Source organism: Geobacillus sp. Y412MC52, from assembly GCF_000174795.2.
Classification (GTDB): domain Bacteria; phylum Bacillota; class Bacilli; order Bacillales; family Anoxybacillaceae; genus Geobacillus; species Geobacillus thermoleovorans.
This window is the reverse complement of record NC_014915.1, coordinates 2325353-2342847: the sequence shown is the minus strand read 5'-3', so window position 1 is coordinate 2342847 and position 17495 is coordinate 2325353. Positions and strand designations below refer to the sequence as shown.

Annotated in this window: 20 protein-coding genes and 1 riboswitch; of the genes, 18 read left to right on the top strand and 2 right to left on the bottom strand. The window is 54.5% G+C overall.

What is annotated here, in order from left to right:
* Positions 1 to 66: 66 nt before the first annotated feature.
* Positions 67 to 945 carry a DUF1002 domain-containing protein gene (locus GYMC52_RS11545; RefSeq protein ID WP_012820688.1) on the bottom strand — a complete coding sequence of 293 codons (879 nt, stop codon included), beginning with the start codon at positions 943 to 945 and terminating at the stop codon, positions 67 to 69.
* Between the two features lie 184 nt (positions 946 to 1129).
* On the opposite strand from GYMC52_RS11545, the gene GYMC52_RS11540 reads away from it, so the two are divergent.
* The 7 genes from GYMC52_RS11540 (at position 1130) to GYMC52_RS11515 (ending at position 5991) form a co-directional block, all read left to right on the top strand.
* Positions 1130 to 1570, top strand: coding sequence for a peptidylprolyl isomerase (locus GYMC52_RS11540; protein ID WP_012820689.1), 441 nt, complete (start codon positions 1130 to 1132; stop codon positions 1568 to 1570).
* The gene (locus GYMC52_RS20195; RefSeq protein ID WP_014196248.1) at positions 1557 to 1685 is read left to right on the top strand and encodes a hypothetical protein; all 129 of its coding nucleotides are present in this window, start codon (positions 1557 to 1559) and stop codon (positions 1683 to 1685) included. The genes GYMC52_RS11540 and GYMC52_RS20195 overlap by 14 nt, the downstream gene beginning before the upstream one ends.
* A gap of 47 nt (positions 1686 to 1732) precedes the next feature.
* A riboswitch (FMN riboswitch) is annotated at positions 1733 to 1865 on the top strand.
* Positions 1866 to 2072: 207 nt separating this feature from the next.
* Positions 2073 to 3215, top strand: a complete 1143-nt coding sequence (gene ribD, locus GYMC52_RS11535) for a bifunctional diaminohydroxyphosphoribosylaminopyrimidine deaminase/5-amino-6-(5-phosphoribosylamino)uracil reductase RibD (RefSeq protein WP_012820690.1) — start codon at positions 2073 to 2075, stop codon at positions 3213 to 3215.
* On the top strand, positions 3170 to 3814 hold the full coding sequence (ribE, locus tag GYMC52_RS11530) for a riboflavin synthase (RefSeq protein ID WP_012820691.1): 645 nt from the start codon (positions 3170 to 3172) through the stop codon (positions 3812 to 3814). The genes ribD and ribE (GYMC52_RS11530) overlap by 46 nt, the downstream gene beginning before the upstream one ends.
* A gap of 20 nt (positions 3815 to 3834) precedes the next feature.
* Positions 3835 to 5028, top strand: a complete 1194-nt coding sequence (locus tag GYMC52_RS11525; RefSeq protein WP_012820692.1) for a bifunctional 3,4-dihydroxy-2-butanone-4-phosphate synthase/GTP cyclohydrolase II — start codon at positions 3835 to 3837, stop codon at positions 5026 to 5028.
* A 20-nt stretch (positions 5029 to 5048) separates the two neighbouring features.
* Entirely contained in the window at positions 5049 to 5513 is a 465-nt protein-coding gene (gene ribE / locus GYMC52_RS11520; protein WP_011231776.1) for a 6,7-dimethyl-8-ribityllumazine synthase, read from the top strand.
* A gap of 121 nt (positions 5514 to 5634) precedes the next feature.
* Entirely contained in the window at positions 5635 to 5991 is a 357-nt protein-coding gene (locus tag GYMC52_RS11515) for a GNAT family N-acetyltransferase (RefSeq protein ID WP_012820693.1), read from the top strand.
* A gap of 22 nt (positions 5992 to 6013) precedes the next feature.
* On the opposite strand, the gene GYMC52_RS11510 is transcribed toward GYMC52_RS11515, so the two are convergent.
* Positions 6014 to 6553: a DUF309 domain-containing protein gene (locus tag GYMC52_RS11510; RefSeq protein ID WP_012820694.1), complete on the bottom strand. Its 540-nt coding sequence runs from the start codon at positions 6551 to 6553 to the stop codon at positions 6014 to 6016.
* Between the two features lie 195 nt (positions 6554 to 6748).
* Between GYMC52_RS11510 and GYMC52_RS11505 the strand changes: the two genes are divergently transcribed.
* From GYMC52_RS11505 to ccsB, 11 genes are all read left to right on the top strand, one after another.
* Positions 6749 to 7504 (top strand): segregation/condensation protein A, encoded by a 756-nt coding sequence (locus tag GYMC52_RS11505; RefSeq protein WP_033005256.1) that lies wholly within the window; start codon positions 6749 to 6751, stop codon positions 7502 to 7504.
* Between the two features lie 179 nt (positions 7505 to 7683).
* Entirely contained in the window at positions 7684 to 8337 is a 654-nt protein-coding gene (gene scpB, locus GYMC52_RS11500; protein WP_033005253.1) for an SMC-Scp complex subunit ScpB, read from the top strand.
* 18 nt (positions 8338 to 8355) lie between these two features.
* Positions 8356 to 8757 carry a hypothetical protein gene (locus GYMC52_RS11495; RefSeq protein WP_012820697.1) on the top strand — a complete coding sequence of 134 codons (402 nt, stop codon included), beginning with the start codon at positions 8356 to 8358 and terminating at the stop codon, positions 8755 to 8757.
* 356 nt (positions 8758 to 9113) lie between these two features.
* A complete protein-coding gene (locus GYMC52_RS11490; RefSeq protein WP_012820698.1) occupies positions 9114 to 10427 on the top strand; it encodes a superoxide dismutase in 1314 nt (437 codons plus the stop codon).
* 349 nt (positions 10428 to 10776) lie between these two features.
* Positions 10777 to 11925, top strand: coding sequence for a D-alanyl-D-alanine carboxypeptidase family protein (locus GYMC52_RS11485; RefSeq protein WP_012820699.1), 1149 nt, complete (start codon positions 10777 to 10779; stop codon positions 11923 to 11925).
* Positions 11918 to 12514 (top strand): nucleoside recognition domain-containing protein, encoded by a 597-nt coding sequence (locus tag GYMC52_RS11480; protein ID WP_012820700.1) that lies wholly within the window; start codon positions 11918 to 11920, stop codon positions 12512 to 12514. The genes GYMC52_RS11485 and GYMC52_RS11480 overlap by 8 nt, the downstream gene beginning before the upstream one ends.
* Complete coding sequence (locus GYMC52_RS11475) at positions 12514 to 13047, top strand: spore maturation protein (protein ID WP_011231766.1); 534 nt, start codon at positions 12514 to 12516, stop codon at positions 13045 to 13047. Before GYMC52_RS11480 ends, GYMC52_RS11475 begins: the two co-directional genes overlap by 1 nt.
* A gap of 132 nt (positions 13048 to 13179) precedes the next feature.
* Positions 13180 to 13911 (top strand): pseudouridine synthase, encoded by a 732-nt coding sequence (locus GYMC52_RS11470; protein ID WP_011231765.1) that lies wholly within the window; start codon positions 13180 to 13182, stop codon positions 13909 to 13911.
* A 143-nt stretch (positions 13912 to 14054) separates the two neighbouring features.
* Complete coding sequence (resA, locus tag GYMC52_RS11465; RefSeq protein WP_012820701.1) at positions 14055 to 14579, top strand: thiol-disulfide oxidoreductase ResA; 525 nt, start codon at positions 14055 to 14057, stop codon at positions 14577 to 14579.
* Positions 14580 to 14592: 13 nt separating this feature from the next.
* Positions 14593 to 16257, top strand: coding sequence for a cytochrome c biogenesis protein ResB (locus GYMC52_RS11460; protein ID WP_012820702.1), 1665 nt, complete (start codon positions 14593 to 14595; stop codon positions 16255 to 16257).
* Positions 16244 to 17431: a c-type cytochrome biogenesis protein CcsB gene (gene ccsB / locus GYMC52_RS11455; RefSeq protein WP_041469521.1), complete on the top strand. Its 1188-nt coding sequence runs from the start codon at positions 16244 to 16246 to the stop codon at positions 17429 to 17431. The genes GYMC52_RS11460 and ccsB overlap by 14 nt, the downstream gene beginning before the upstream one ends.
* Positions 17432 to 17495: the final 64 nt, after the last annotated feature.

Here is a 17495-nt window from a genome sequence, read left to right as displayed (position 1 = left end):
CGGTTGGAAAGAGAACGGGCCTTCACAAAGAAAAGGCGCCCGCTGCCTTTTTTGGGGCGCCTTCTTTCATTGTTGATTTGAGGAAAATGCTGATTTGATCGCGTTCCAAATTTCTTTGAAGATGTCGATAAGGGTTTGAATGAACGTTTTCCCTTCTTCTGACTGCAAAAACGCCGATAGCTGTTCTTTCGCCTTGCTCAGCTGATCGTTCACTTGATCCCAATTAATATGGGCGTTTTGCATTTTATGGAAAAGGGAAATCAGGTTGTTGATTTCATTCTCGCTCAGCGTAATGCCAAGGTCGTTGGCGATTTTTTCAATAAGGGCGCGCAAATCAGCGTCCGTCTGCGGTGGGTTGTTGGCGATTTCTTGTTTGATTTTCGCCAGCAGGGCGACCGCTTTGTCCGCGCCGATCGAATCGGCGAGCTTCGCCGTCTGCACCATTTCCTCGTTCGCCACTTTTTTGACATCATCAGGGATGGCTTGGTCCGAGGAAATTTCATACGCCTTCATCAGCCCCGTCAGCGCTGCGGTGCCGGAAACTGGGAACGGAGCGGTGATGTAAATATCGGCATCTTTCACCCCTGCGGTGATCAAGGCGTTTGTATACATCTCTTTCGTCACCCATGTGATGTTGTGCGTTTCGACATGAAGCCCCGAGCCGGGCTCTTTTATCGTGATCATCGACGACGAGATGGCGCGCGTGCCGATTTGCGCTTTCGGAATGAGTCCGTCCAAATATTTATGCTCCTCAACGTTTGAAACGGTGATCGTTTGCGCCCCGTCCGGCGCCTTCATTTCGTCGAGCACTTTTTGCTTTTGTTCATTCGTTAAGTTTTCCCCGAGCGTCACAATGACATCGCCCGGCGCGGCATCGGCCGCTGCGATGCCCGGAGATGCCAGCAGCACCGCCCAAAGCAGCGATGAAGCGATCGTTCGTTTCACATAGCTCGCCTCCTGTTTACGAAAATGCATTATCATTATACCGTACGCTCGCCTGCTTGGCTATCGGAAAAACGCGACGCGGTCAGGCGGCGTGCGAATTTGAAAAGACATTTTTTCTTTTGTTTCACTTGGCAATCATGGTATGATAAAAGCAGTTTCGATGTCGAAAAGGAGCTGGATGCTTGTGGCAAAAAAAGGATATATTCTAATGGAAAACGGCGGGAAAATCGAGTTTGAACTGTTCCCAAACGAGGCGCCGGTGACGGTGGCCAATTTTGAGAAGCTCGCAAACGAAGGCTTTTATAACGGGTTGACGTTCCACCGCGTCATCCCTGGATTTGTCAGCCAAGGAGGATGTCCACGCGGCAACGGAACGGGCGATGCCGGCTATACGATCCCGTGCGAGACGGACAACAATCCACACCGACATGTCACCGGCGCGATGTCAATGGCGCACCGCGGCCGCGACACCGGCAGCTGCCAGTTCTTTATCGTCCACGAGCCGCAGCCGCACTTGGATGGGGTGCACACCGTCTTTGGCCAAGTGACATCGGGCATGGACGTCGTGAAGACGATGAAAAACGGCGACGTGATGAAGGAAGTGAAAGTATTTGACGAACCGTAAACAGCGCATGAGCGAGGATGATCGGACTGTTCGAAACAACTGGCGCTTGTTTTTCTTTTTGCTTGCGGCCAGCCTGTTGTGGGGAGCGGCGTATTGGATTTGGGTTGCGGAATGATGATGCAGGGCGTTTCGTGTGGTATAATGAACATAACGATATCGTGATGCATCCTTCGGGGCAGGGTGAAATTCCCGACCGGCGGTGATGGGGCTTTCCGCCCCTCAGCCCGCGAGCCGAAAGGCAGGATCCGGTGCGATTCCGGAGCCGACAGTATAGTCTGGATGGGAGAAGGATGCCAATATGCGCACGGCTGTTTTCGGCCGGTTCAGACCGCGTGGGCAGCGTCTGTCGGCCGACTAGGCATGGTAGTATCTTTTGTTTCCGACCGGCCGGTATAGCCTGCTTGGCGAACATGTGTTTGTTTGCGCATCATTGGTCATTCTCTCATCGATGAGCCCCCGGGGACATCCCGGGGGTTTCATTTTTATTGAAGGAGGGAGTGCGGTGCATAACGATGAACATTATATGCGGCTCGCTCTCGATGTGGCCAAAGCTGGAGTCGGGCAAACGTCTCCCAATCCTGCAGTTGGCGCGGTCGTTGTCAACGGTGGGACGGTTGTTGGGCTTGGCGCCCATTTGAAAGCGGGTGAGCCGCACGCTGAAGTCTATGCGATCCGCATGGCTGGCGAGAAGGCGCGCGGTGCGACGGTGTACGTGACGCTTGAGCCGTGCAGCCATTATGGAAAAACGCCGCCATGTGCCGATTTGCTCATCCAGGCGGGCGTCCGTCGCGTCGTCGTTGCCACGACCGACCCGAATCCGCTTGTCGCGGGAAAAGGGATTGCCAAGCTGCGCCAAGCGGGCATTGACGTTGATGTTGGCGTATTAAAAGACGAAGCGGACGAATTGAATCGGATGTTTTTCCACTATATCGCCGCAAAAACGCCGTTTGTCACGTTGAAGTTCGCATGCAGCCTCGATGGCAAAATCGCGACGGCGACGGGGGAAAGCAAATGGATTACATCAAGCGCGGCGCGTGAGGATGTCCATCGCCTTCGTGCGCAGCATGACGCCATTTTGGTCGGCGTCAACACCGTTTTGACCGACAACCCGAAGCTTACCGTCCGCTTTGGGGAAAAGCGGAAAAATCCGCTGCGCATCATTTTGGATACAAAATTGCGTACACCGCTTGACGCCCATGTCGTCGCTGACAAGGAAGCAGAAACGTGGATCATCACCGGCGGCGTCAGTCGGGAACAAGCGGCGGCGTATGAGCGCCTTGGGGTGCGCGTATTTTCAATGCCGACGGCCCAGACTGATGTCCGCGATGTGCTCCGTCTGCTTGGGGAGCAGGGAGTCATGTCGCTGTTTGTCGAAGGCGGCTCGCGCGTTCATGACAGCTTCCTCCGCGCGGGAGCAGTCAATGAGGTCATCGCCTATATCGCTCCGAAGCTGATCGGCGGCCGCGGGGCGCCGACGCCGGTCGGCGGCCTTGGCTTCGCCCGGCTTGCTGAAGCGGTGGAGCTTGACATCCGCCGCATCGAGACGATCGGCCCGGACATCAAAATCGTCGCCGCGCCGAAACGGAAGGAGGAATCGTTGTGTTCACTGGCATTATTGAAGAGATCGGCACGATCGAACAAATGAAGCAAACCGGCGACGCCATCGTGATGACGATTGGCGCCAAGCGGGTGCTCGAAGATGTGCGGCTTGGCGACAGCATCGCCGTCAACGGCGTCTGCTTGACCGTCACATCGTTCACCGAACGGCAGTTTACGGTCGATGTCATGCCGGAGACGGTGAAAGCGACGGCGCTAAAAACATTAAAGCCGGGATCGAAGGTGAATTTGGAGCGGGCAATGGCGGCTGGGGGACGGTTTGGCGGCCATTTCGTCACCGGGCATGTGGACGGCGTCGGGCGCATCATCCGGCAGTGGCCGAAAGCGAACGCCGTCTACTATGAAATCGAAGTGCCGGCCTCGCTGCGCGCCTATATGATTGAGAAAGGATCGGTCGCTGTCGATGGGACGAGCTTGACGATTTTCGGTCTGAGCGAGCGCACGTTCATCGTTTCACTCATTCCGCATACGCGTGAGGCGACGATTTTAGGCGAAAAGCGGCCGGGCGATCTCGTCAATATCGAGTGCGACATGATCGGCAAGTACGTCGCCGCTTTCCTCAACGCGAAAGCGACGCCGACCTCCAAATTGACGGTCGAATTTTTGGAGCAGCACGGCTATAAATAGTGGAAAAGGGGGCAAGCTTGATGTTTGACACGATTGAAGCAGCGCTTTCGGCGCTGAAAAACGGAGAAGTGATCATCGTTTGCGATGACGAAGACCGCGAAAATGAAGGCGATTTTGTCGTGCTGGCCGAAAAAGCGACGCCGGATGTCATTAACTTTATGATCACTCATGGCCGCGGGCTCGTCTGCGTGCCGATTACGGAGGAATTGGCGGAGCGGCTCGAGCTTGAGCCGATGGTCACTCATAACACGGACGCGCATGGCACAGCGTTTACGGTGAGTGTCGACTACAAAACGACAACGACGGGAATCAGCGCCTACGAGCGGGCGGCGACGATTCAGGCGCTGCTTGATCCGAATGTGAAAGCGAGCGATTTTAAACGTCCTGGCCACGTTTTTCCGTTGATTGCGAAAAAGGGGGGCGTTCTTCGGCGCGCCGGCCATACAGAAGCGGCGGTTGATTTGGCCCGTTTGTGCGGCGCGACGCCGGCCGGCGTCATTTGCGAAATCATCAAAGAGGACGGGACGATGGCTCGCGTTCCTGATTTGCGGCAAATCGCCGATCAGTTCGGATTGAAAATGATCACGATCAAAGATTTGATCGCCTATCGGAGCCAGCGGGAAAAGCTCGTGAAACGGGAGGTGGACGTTTGGCTGCCGACCGAATTCGGCGAATTTCGCGCCATCGGCTACACAAACGTGCTCGACGGAAAAGAGCATGTGGCGCTTGTCAAAGGAGAGATCATCCCGGATGAGCCGATCTTGGTGCGCGTCCATTCCGAATGCTTAACTGGCGATGTGTTTGGCTCGTACCGGTGCGACTGCGGTCCGCAGCTGCATGCGGCGCTCAGGCAAATCGAGGCGGAAGGGCGCGGGGTGTTGCTTTACATGCGCCAAGAAGGGCGCGGCATCGGCCTTATGAACAAGTTGCGCGCTTACAAGCTGCAGGAGCAAGGTTATGATACGGTCGAAGCGAACGAAAAACTGGGCTTCCCCGCCGATTTGCGCGATTATGGCATCGGGGCGCAAATTTTGAAAGATCTTGGCGTGACGAAAATGCGCCTGCTCACGAACAACCCGCGCAAAATCGCCGGCTTAAAAGGGCATGGACTCGAAGTCGTTGAACGGGTGCCCATTCAGATGCCAGCGAAAAAGGAAAATGAAAAATATTTGCGCACGAAACATGAAAAATTAGGACATATGCTTCATTTTTAATGATGGGAGGAGCAACGAACATGCGCATCATTGAAGGAAACTTAGTCGGCACCGGATTGAAAATCGGCATCGTCGTCTCTCGTTTTAACGAATTCATCACGGGCAAGCTTTTATCTGGGGCGATCGACGGCTTGACGCGCCATGGCGTGAGCGACAGCGACATCACTGTCGCCTGGGTGCCGGGTGCGTTTGAAATTCCGCTCGTAGCGAAAAAAATGGCGGAGTCGAAGCAGTTTGACGCCGTCATTACGCTTGGCGCTGTCATCCGTGGGGCAACGAGCCATTTTGACTACGTCTGCAGCGAGGCGGCCAAAGGCGTCTCCCACGCGGCGCTTGCAAGCGGTGTTCCGGTCATTTTCGGCGTGTTGACGACGGACACCATTGAACAGGCGATCGAGCGGGCCGGCACGAAAGCGGGCAATAAAGGATGGGAAGCGGCGGTGTCGGCGATCGAAATGGCGAACGTCTTGCGGACGCTTGCGTAATTTGCGTAAAAAGGCATGAAATGGTTCACAATATCGGTGAGAATGTTTATAATACGTATAGAGAAAATGACAAAAACTTTTCCATTTCGGAAAAGCGCTTGTCGATAATGAGGGATTTTTTATGTTAATCCGTTACCGAAAAAACTATGAGAAAATCGCCATGGGACTGTTGTCGTTTATGCCGACGGAAAAAGACCTGAGACGGCTGCAGCAGACGATGAAACAGTATGAAACAAACAACGATTGGCAGCTGTTTTTATGGAAAGAAGGGGATGACATCGTCGGCATTATCGGCGTCCTGTTGCGCGCTCCTGATGTTGTGGAAATCCAGCACATCAGCGTCAATCCGTCACACCGCCACCAAGGGATCGGAAAACAGATGGTCAAGGCATTGAAAGAGGTGTACCCGGGCCGCCGATTGTGCGCCAACGAGTGGACCGCCTCGTTTTTCGATAAATGCCATGCGTGCAACGAATAACGAAACTAGCGCGGCGCCGCGCTCAGGCGGGCGGCGGAGGGGGAGGGAAGCCAACTCCTTCCGCTTTGGCCCGTTTTTTTTGTTCGCGTGCGGCGATGACGTCCGAGCGGTCGCGGCGCCGGTGTTTATCCACAAGATCAAGGTTGGCTAGGTCGCTGGCTTGCCCCCAAACGAGCTGTCGGCGGGCGCAGGCGGCCTGGCATTGCTCATAAAGGGAACGGTCGCGAATCGGCAGTTCGACGCTTTCGTACGGTTCGCCGCGAGTGATCCGCCCAGCCGTCTCGTCGAGCAAGCGGGCGAGCGCCTCGTCATCGAGGCCGAGCCGCCGGATCATCTCTTGCGCTTCGTCAAGCAGCGCCCGCGCCCGTCGAATGAGGCGCAGCGCTCCCAAGACGTTGCCGCGCCGGTAATGGTAAAAAGCGACCGCCATTTGAATGAGCACAAGCCAACCTTTGTTTCGACCGTCTTGTTTCCAATGTTCCTCCAAAATTTCGTGGCATTCAAAATAATCGCGGTCGCTATGGAAATGGACCAAATACTCGATATACGCTTTTGGATACATCGGCCATCGTTCCTTTCAAAAGTAGGCCGCGCCATGTGAAGGCGGACGGCTCTTCTTCGATTATACGGCTTCGGCGGCCTGCGGCGCAAAAAAAGAGGCTGTTTTCCGTTCGCTTCGCCGCTTCGTTATGATACAATAAATGTACTGCAGCTGGAGACGAGCCTACCGGGCGGTGGTTCTGGAAAAAATGGTGGGATGGATGTGCAATTGCCGTACAACGTCAAAATCGAAGCGTTTGAAGGGCCGCTTGATCTGCTTTTGCATTTGATCAACCGCTATGAAATTGATATTTACGATATTCCGGTCGCGCAAATTACGGAGCAGTATATGGCGTACATTCACGCCATGCAGGAGCTTGAGTTGGATATCGCCAGCGAATATTTAGTGATGGCGGCCACCTTGCTTGCGATCAAAAGCAAAATGCTGTTGCCGCCCTCCAATGAGGAAGCTGTCGACGGCGACATCGAGTGGGGCGATGACGGGGACCCGCGCGAGGAGCTGACGCAGCGGCTGCTTGAATATAAAAAGTTTAAAGAGGCGGCGCGCGAACTGAAGCGGCGCGAAGAGGAGCGGGCGCTTTTGTTTACAAAGCCGCCGAGCGACTTAAGCGCATACGCGGATGAGAAAAAGGCGGCGCCGCTGGATGTGAACGTATACGATATGCTTGGCGCCTTGTCGAAGCTGTTGCGCCGCAAAAAACTGCAAAAACCGATGCGGGCGAAAATCTCCCGCCAAGATATTTCCGTCGAACAGCGCATGGCGGAAATTTTGCATGAACTAAAGCAGGCGAACGGGCGGAAAAACTTTTACGAGCTGTTTCCGTCCTACGATCGTTCGTATATCGTCGTGACGTTTTTGGCCATTTTAGAGTTGATGAAGCAAGACGAAATCATCGTTGAGCAAGAACGGAATTTCAGCGATTTGTTTCTTGCGGTGAAACCAGCCGGTTGAGGCGGTGCGGTTTGGCCGCGGCGGTTCGCTGCGGCGGGCCGCTTTTCTTTTGTTGTTTGTTTGCCCATGCCATGATAAGGCGGAGAGTTGACTCACATTGGGGTGAGAAGACTTGGGAAACGACGAAAACAGGAGGAAAGGAGGAGGGGCGCCAACGAGTTTGGCGTGGCAGAAGGGCGATGGAACAAAACGAAAGAGAAAAAAAGGGCGCCGGCGCGCTCAAGCCGGCGAAGGCGATTGTCGAAGCGCTGTTGTTTGCTGCCGGTGACGAAGGGCTGTCGCTTTCACAAATTGCCGCTGTGTTGGAAGTCAGCGAGCTAGAGGCGAAAGCGGTGATCGAGGAGCTTCAACAAGACTGCCGACGGGAAGAGCGCGGCATCCAGCTTGTCGAACTTGGCGGCGTGTTTTTGTTGGCGACAAAAAAAGAACACGCCCCCTATTTAAAGAAGTTGGTCGAAGCGCCGGGAGCATCGCCGCTGTCGCAGGCGGCGCTTGAGACGCTCGCCATTATCGCATACCGCCAACCGATTACACGCGCGGAGATTGAGGAAATTCGCGGCGTAAAAAGCGACAAGCCATTGCAGACGCTGATGGCACGGGCGCTCATTAAAGAGGTTGGACGAGCCGAAGGAACCGGGCGGCCGATTTTGTACGGGACAACCCCGGAATTTCTCGATTATTTCGGGCTAAAAACGCTCGAGGAGCTGCCGCCGCTGCCGGAATGGGCGGACGATGGCGAATCCGAGCGGGAAGCGGATTTATTTTTCGAAAAATTAGCAGAAAATTTGAGCGATGGGCAGCCGGAATATGGTAAACTAAAGAAAAATGGCTGATCGGGAAGGAGAGCGCTCATGAACGTTTGCCGCCTGTACGGTGAAGAGCTGCAAAAGTCGCAATCGAACACGTTTGAAGACTATTTCAACCGCTCGGAAGTCACGTACCGCGACGGGGGCGAAGAGCGGACGCTGTCTGTGTTGTATTTGCGCCATTTTGAGGCGGCGCTGCTTGATTGGCTGCCGTATGAAAGCGATCCACTGTTTACGGCTAACGGGCGCGACATTCATTTGCGCGACATCATTGCTCTTGTCTGTTTATGGAAAAATCCGGCGTATCGGCAGCGAAAGCGCGTCTATATTCACGATGAAGAGGAATTGCGCCGTTATTTTGCCGAGGTAGACGCCAAAACGCTGCAGGCGCTTGTCAGCGAATGGGCGGAAACCGGCGAGTGCCGCTTGCCTGAACGGTCGGCGTAACGAGAAAATGCGGTTGGCGCCGCGTTTTCTGTGCGTCCGGACAAGGAAACCGTTTGGTGCAGCCGGCGGTTTGCCAAAGTAGCCTGCCTTTTTCAGAAAAAAGGGGGGCTGACCCAAAACGCGAATATGTTTTGGGTCAGCCCGATTTTTTTGAGCGGTTTATCTATGGCTCATTTGCAGACCCGCCGCAGGGAAGCATTGCGGCGATTCTGTTCTTCCTTGCTGTCTTTTCCTATGATGACTGCCCTCGCTGCTCTATGTATGAGCGGCCGGGAATTTGGGTGAATGCGGACAAGAACGATTTCCCCATGACAGCATACGATATGGCGAACAAAACAGGAGGAGGTTTTTACCAAATGGACGATCAGGTGTTGTTCGCCCAATATGCGGCTAGGGTGAACGAATGGGGAAATCAAGTCAAGGAGACGCTCGCTTTGCGTGGGGCAAGCACGGATGGCGCTTCGTCGCTGCTCGAGTTTATTGCCGAGCATGACGGCGAGTGGACGGAAGAGGCCGTCCGCGAGCTTCAGCGCCTTGCCGATGACGTGTATGTCGGTGCGCTTCGCCAGTATGTCATGGAAGCGGCTGCGTGGGGAAGACAAGTTGAACAGGCGCTGTCTGCACGCAGGATGGCTGAGGATGTTGGGCTTTCGTCTTTGTTGGCGTACATCGATGGACACGGCGATGAATGGACCGAAGAAGCGATTTACGAGCTCCAGCGTCTTGTCGATGACGTATACACTCGGGCCGTCCGCCTGGCTGATTCGTCAGCTGCCGAGCGGGAAGAAGAGGCGACGCAAGAACAAGTCGAAGGGGAATCGGTGTCGCCTGAACTGGAGAGTGAAAACAAAGAGAACGAAGACGGATGGCTTGACACCAGCGGGACGGCAGAGCGGGTTGAGGACGCAAAAGAGCCGGCTTTTATGGCGGAGCTCTCCGACTCGCTGCCTGATATAGCTGACGGCGAGCCGGGTCAAGCGGACAACGTGACCGATGGAAAGCGACGCTGGGTGGATGCGGACGACGGCGGTGAGCCGCGTCAACAAGTAGCGCCCGGCCGTCATGTCTTGCCGCCGCTGCCGTACCGTTATGATGCGCTCGAGCCGCATATTTCCGAAGAAATCATGCGCCTCCACCATACGAAGCATCATCAAAGCTATGTCGACGGCCTCAACAAAGCGGAGCGGATGATGGCCGAGGCGCGCCGGACGAACAATTTTGATCTGTTGAAACATTGGGAGCGGGAAGCGGCGTTCCACGGCTCCGGGCATTATTTGCACACTATCTTTTGGTACAACATGCATCCAGAGGGCGGCGGCGAGCCGCGCGGGGAGCTGCGGGCGCAAATCGAGCGCGATTTTGGCAGCTTTGCCGCCTTTCGCCGTCATTTCACCGAAGCGGCGAAAAGCGCCGAAGGGGTCGGCTGGGCGTTGCTCGTTTGGGCGCCGCGAGCGCACCGGCTGGAAATTTTGCAGGCGGAAAAACACCAGCTCATGGCGCAATGGGATGTGATCCCGCTTCTTGTGCTTGATGTGTGGGAGCATGCCTACTATTTGCAATACAAAAATGATCGGGCGGCGTACATCGAACATTGGTGGAACGTCGTCAACTGGCGCAACGTTGAAGAGCGCTTTCATGAGGCGCGGAAGCTTCGTTGGCAGCCGTTTTAAACGGGCGGAGGGGAACCCCCTGCCCGTTTTTTTGGGAGAGCAGGCGCTGCGATCCATCAGGACACCTGTCCGTCTTTTCGGGGAGCGGCTTTCTCTTTGCAGGGAAATGTCATCAATGCGCCCAGCGCAAGCGCCGGAGCGGATCGTTCAGGGCTGTCTCCCCTTGCAACGGCATTTTTTCATCATATTTGTCCCATCGACGCATACACTTGTACAAAACGCGGCTTTGGGGTTCAGCCTGTTTCCGCCGCGACGTTTCTTCGGCTGCGGCCCGTTCAGCCTAATCGGAAAGGAGGAGCAGGCGATTCCTCCCCGCTCCTTAAAGGAGGGGGATCCTCGCCGATATGAGATGAATAAGCAGAAGCAGCTCATTGCGCTCATTCTTGCACTCGCTGCGGGGATTATGGCATTTGTTCCAGAGCGGATGCGCGCTATGGATGGGGTGAGCGCAAAAAGCGCGATTTTGATAGAGCAGCATTCCGGGCGGGTTTTGTTTGCCAAGGATGCCTATACAAAACGGCGCATCGCCAGCATTACGAAAATTATGACCGCCATTTTGGCGATTGAATCGGGGAAGATGGACGACACGGTGACGGTCAGCGCCCGCGCTGTCCGGACCGAAGGGTCGTCAATTTACTTGCGCCAAGGGGAGAAAATCAAACTGCGCGATTTGGTATATGGGCTGATGCTTCGTTCCGGCAACGACGCGGCGGTGGCCATCGCTGAACATGTCGGCGGCAGCGTCGAAGGATTTGTTTTTTTAATGAACCAAAAAGCGGCTGAAATCGGGATGCGTGATACCGAGTTTGCCAATCCGCACGGGTTGGATGACGCGGAAAACCACTACTCAACCGCGTACGATATGGCGCTGCTCATGCAATATGCGATGAAAAACAAAGAGTTTCGGCGCATCTCGGGGACGAAGGTGTACCGCGCCCCCGCTCCGCCCGGCGAAGACGGCGCGCGTGTGTGGCGAAATAAAAACAAGTTGTTGACAAGTCTTTACGAATATTGCACCGGCGGCAAAACCGGCTATACGAAACGGGCCCATCGCACGCTCGTGACGACGGCGTCCAAAGGCGGCATCGATTTGATCGCTGTGACGTTGGATGCACCGGACGATTGGAATGACCATATCGCTATGTACGAATATGGATTTTCTCATTATCACATCGCCAAAGTGAGCAGCGAGCGGGTGGTCGACAAAATTTCTGATCCGTTTTACCGCGGGCGGTTGCAGGCGGTCCGCGATTTGCGATATCCGGTGACCGATAAAGAGGAGAGCGGGCTGCAGGTGAAAGTGTATTTGCTGAAGCCGCGCAAAGAATGGAAAAAATACCCAGAACGGGCGCCGACAGAGGTCGGAAAGGCGGTGCTTTATTTGCATCAAAAGGCGGTTGATTCGGTGCCGCTGCTGTATGAACCGGGAAAGGAAGGAAGCGGCCGAGGGTTTTTATGGCAAGCATTTCGCTTTTTAGGTGTGAGAAGCGATGGTTAACCTCATTTGGGTGATGATGGCGGTCATTGGCATCGTCTTTGCGGCGGCCAACGGCACGATGGACGAAGTGAACAAAGCGGTGTTTGAAAGCGCCAAAGAAGCGGTGACGATCAGCATCGGCATGGTCAGCATTTTAGTGTTTTGGCTCGGGCTGATGGCGATCGCTGAACGCGCCGGCTTGCTTGACAAAGCGGCGCGCCTGTTTATGCCGCTCGTACGCCGCTTGTTTCCAGAGGTGCCGCCCGGCCATCCCGCGCTCGGCTATATCGTCTCGAATATGGTCGCCAACATGTTCGGCCTTGGCAATGCGGCGACGCCGATGGGCATAAAGGCGATGGAGCAGCTAAAAAAGCTCAACGGCGGCCGCGACGAGGCTAGCCGGTCGATGGTGACATTTTTGGCCATGAACACATCAGGCATTACGCTCATTCCGGCGACCGTCATCTCGATCCGAATGACGTACGGTTCAGCGGCGCCTGGCGAGATCATTGGGACGACGATCGTCGCCTCGACGATTTCGACGATTGGGGCGGTATTGATTGACCGGTACTATTATTGGAAACGGATGCGGAAAGGCAGGAAGCCATAATGGCCATCGTCCAACTTCTTTCTGTTTGGCTGATCCCTGCGCTCATCGCTTTTATTTTGCTTTACGGTACAGCAAAGAAAGTGCCGACGTATGAAGCGTTTGTGGAAGGCGGCAAGGAAGGGATCGAGATCGCGTTTTCGCTCATCCCGTATTTGGTCGGCATGTTGGTGTCGGTCGCCATTTTCCGAGCCTCAGGGGCGCTTGATGCCATGATGGAAGTGATCAAACCGCTGGCTGATGCCATTGGACTGCCGGCCGAAGTCGTTCCGCTTGCGGCTCTCCGCACGCTTTCCGGCACGGCGGCGCTCGGCATGACGACCGATTTGATCGCTACTTACGGCCCGGATTCGTTCATCGGGCGCCTTGCTTCTACGATCCAAGGCAGTACGGAGACGACGCTTTACGTGCTCACCGTCTATTTTGGCGCCGTCGGCGTCAAAAAAATGGGCGATGCGTTAAAAGTCGGCATTTTGGCCGACATTCTCAGCTTTATTGTTTCTGTTTTCATCGTTTTGTTTGTATTCGGGCGCTAGCGGCGCCTTTTTTCGTTCCCCCCGTCCGGCGGGTTTTTTGTTTGCAAAGGGAACGGGAAAGGTGAAAAATAAAAGTGCCGCACTTGTATCTGTTAGACGGAAAGGGTAAGATGATGAAAGAGGTGAGAGAGAATGGAACGGTTGCAAAAAGTGATCGCCCGCGCCGGCATCGCGTCAAGGCGCAAGGCGGAAGAACTCATTTTGCAAGGGCGGGTGAAAGTGAACGGCCGCGTCGTCAAGGAGCTTGGCGTCAAGGTCGGGCCGCGCGATGATGTCGAAGTCGACGGCATCCCGATCGAGCGCGAAGAGCCGGTGTATTATTTGCTGTACAAGCCGCGCGGGGTGATTTCCAGCGTCAAAGATGACAGAGGCCGCAAAGTGGTGACCGATTTTTTCAAAGATCTGGACAAACGCATTTATCCGATCGGGCGGCTTGACTACGATACGTCTGGACTGCTTTTGTTGACGAATGACGGCGACTTTGCCAACCTGCTTATGCACCCGCGGTATGAAATTGAAAAAGTGTACATTGCCAAAGTGAAAGGCATTCCAACGCACGAGCAGCTGAAACGGCTCGAACAAGGAGTGCAGTTGGAAGATGGCATGACGGCGCCAGCCAAAGTGAAGCTGCTCTCCGCCGACCGGAAGAAGGGGACAGCCATTGTGGAAATCCGTATCCACGAAGGACGAAACCGGCAAGTGCGCCGCATGTTTGAGGCGATCGGCTGCGAGGTGCTGAAGCTGAAGCGGGAGCGGTACGCGTTTCTCGATTTGAAAGGGCTGCGCCCCGGCGAATACCGCGAGCTGACGCCGCATGAGGTGAAGTTGCTGCGCGTCCTTGCCCAATCCGGGGGAAGAAAATGACGAAGATTGTCACATAACGTTCATATCCTTGCGCATAAACGAGCGAGGGACTTTGCTATAATGGAAAATGGGAGATTGTGAACCGCTTGCCTCCCCCTCTAGCGTTGGCTGTGGGGGAGGAGAAACGTAAAGGGGTTTGAACGATGAAAAAACAACAGCGCTTAGTGATGAGGACAGCGATCTTGCTCGTGTTGCTCGCGGCGATCGGCTATACGATTTACACGAATTTTTTCACGGAGAAAACGGCTGTCGCTGTTGGTTCGACGGCGCCTGATTTTGTGCTGACCGATTTGAAAGGGCATGAACATCGTCTTTCAGACTATCGCGGCAAAGGCGTTTTTTTGAACTTTTGGGGAACGTGGTGCAAGCCGTGCGAGCGGGAGATGCCGTATATGAACGAGCTGTACCCGATTTACAAAAAAAAAGGGGTTGAAATTTTGGCTGTCAATGTCGGTGAACCGAAGTTGAGCGTTGAAAAATTCGCGGAACGGTTCGGCCTGACATTTCCGATTGTGATCGACCGTCAAGATCAAGTATTGAACGCCTATAACGTCGGGCCGCTGCCGACAACGTTTTTGATTGACAAAAAAGGCGAAGTAAAACAAATCATTACCGGAACGATGACGAAAGAAGACATCGAACGGCATCTAGAAAGCATCAAACCGTAAGGAGTTTTGCGCCATGGAACACGTCAAATGCGAATGCGGCCATGTCAATCCGCACGGCACGGCGTTTTGTGAGTCGTGCGGCAAGCCGCTTGCCGATTTGGGAGAAAAACTGATTTTGGACATGCGCTACGAAGGAAGCGCGCGCCGATCGCAAACGTACAAAAAAACGATGATCGACCAAATTTGGGCGTTTTTCTCGTCGGTCAAAGTCGGGGTGGCGCTCATCGTCATCACGCTCATCGCTTCGGCGATCGGCACGATTTTCCCTCAGCAAATGTATATTCCGCCGAACGTCGATCCGGCGGAGTATTATAAGCAGCAGTACGGCTGGGCAGGGAAGCTGTATTATGAGCTCGGCTTTAACAACTTGTACGGCTCATGGTGGTACATTTTGCTCATCGCCTTAATCGGCGTTTCGCTTGTCATTTGCAGCTTGGACCGGGTCGTTCCGCTTTACCGCGCCTTGAAGCGGCAAGGGGTGAAGCGCCATCCGCGCTTTTTAGAGCGGCAGCGGTTGTTTGGCGTCTCGCATGTGAGCGATCTCGACAAGACGATGGCTGTGTTGAAAGAACGGCTGGCTGCGCGGCGCTACCATGTCCGCGAGGAAGACGGGCATTTGCTCGCTGAAAAAGGGCGTTTTTCCCGCTGGGGGCCGTACGTCAATCATATCGGCCTCATCATTTTCTTGATCGGGGCGATGCTTCGTTCCGTTCCCGGCATGTACATCGATCGGGTGATGTGGATTCCGGAAGGGGAGACGAAAGAAATTCCTGGGACGAACGGCCGCTACTTTTTAAAGAGTGAAAAATTTATTTTTGAAACATATGAGAAAGGCAAAGACAACGAAGTGTTCAACGCTGCCATCGACCGCGTCGGCAACGGGATGATCGCCAAAAACTATCAAACAAACGTCGTGTTGTATAAGCGCGTCGGTCCTGTGATCCCCGGCGCCAAGCCGAAGCTTGAAAAAGTGAAGGAGTATCCGATTCGCGTCAACGAGCCGCTGGAGTTCGACCATTATGCGCTCTACCAAGTCGATTTCCGCTTGAATGAGCCGAAAGCGATGTCATTTCAGTTGGCGGACAAGCAGTCGGGGAAAACGTTCGGCACGGTGACGGTCGACTTGTATGATCCGAAAGAGTCGTACAATCTCGGACATGGGTATCGCGTTGAGCTATTAAGCTATTTTCCTGATTTTGAGTTTGATGAAGACGGCAATCCGTCAACGAAGTCGCGTGTGCCGAACAATCCGGCGTTCGTGTTCAAAATGTACGCGCCGGACCGTCCGAAAGGGGAAGTAAGCTTTGTCGCCATCCAGCAGACGATCGAACCGTTTGGCAACAACAAATACAAAATGGCGTTCGCGGGGCTTCAAACCCGCAATGTCTCCGGTTTGACCGTCCGCCGCGACTTTACGCTTTGGATTTTAGGGGTAGGCGGCGCGATTTTCATGATCGGGCTCATCCAAGGGATGTATTGGAACCACCGCCGCATTTGGGTGCAGCGGGTAAACGGAGAGCTATGGATCGCCGCGCACACGAATAAAAACTGGTTCGGCTTGAAAAACGAGCTGCGCCGTTTGCTTGACGGCACCGGCGTCATGATGCCGGCTGATCAGCTCGAAAACGACAAAAAAGCCGGACAAGGGGGACAAGTCCATGGACATGGTACAGCTTAGCAGCACGTTGCTATATATCGCGTTCGTTCTATATTTAATCGGCACGTTCTTTTTTGGCGGCGCCATTCGCGACAAGCGAAAAGAACGGCAAGAGAAGGATCGTTGGTCGCAGCTTGGCATCTCCGTGACGATCATCGGCTTTCTCGCCCAAGTCGGCTATTTTGTGACGCGCTGGATCGCCGCCGGGCACGCGCCCGTGAGCAACTTGTTCGAGTTTACGACCTTTTTCGGCATGATGCTGGTTGCTGCTTTCATTATTATTTATTTCATTTACCGGCTGAGTGTGCTCGGCTTGTTTGCGCTGCCGGTCGCGTTGCTTGTGATTGCTTACGCAAGCATGTTTCCGCGGGAAATTTCGCCGCTCATTCCCGCCTTGCAAAGCGATTGGCTGCACATCCATGTGACGACGGCGGCGGCTGGTGAAGCGATTTTGGCCATCAGCTTTGTCGCTGGGCTCATCTATTTGATCCGCGTCGTCGATCAATCGAAGCCGTCGAAACGGACGTTTTGGCTCGAAGTGGTGATGTTTTGCTTAATTACCACGCTCGGCTTTGTCATCGTTTCGACAGCGTTCGGTCTTTCTGGGTATGAAGCGAAGTTCACGTGGGTCGACAAAAACAAGCAGACGGTTGAGGTCATCTACGATATGCCGGCGCTCGTTGGGCCGCACAAAGGGGAGCTTATGAAAGAAAGCGCCGGCCGCATGGAGCCGCTTGTTGAGATGCCGGCGATCATCAATGCAAAAAAGCTAAATACGGTCATCTGGTCGCTCATAGCCGGAACGGCGCTGTACATCATGCTTCGGCTTCTCTTGCGCAAGCGCGTTGCCGCCGCGCTCAAGCCGCTCGTGAAGAACGTTAACTTGGATTTGACCGATGAGATCAGCTATCGGGCGGTGGCGATCGGCTTTCCGGTGTTTACGCTCGGGGCGCTCATTTTCGCGATGATTTGGGCGCAAATCGCCTGGACGCGTTTTTGGGGCTGGGACCCGAAAGAAGTATGGGCGCTTATCACTTGGCTGTTTTACGCTGCCTTTTTGCACCTTCGTTTGTCAAAAGGCTGGCATGGTGAAAAGTCGGCATGGCTCGCCGTCATCGGCTTTGCCATTATTATGTTTAACTTAGTGGCGGTCAACCTCGTCATTGCGGGATTGCACTCGTACGCCGGAACATAATGGAAAACAACCGGATGCTCTGTTGGCGAGCATCCGGTTTTTCGGTAAACTAGAAAATAGGGAG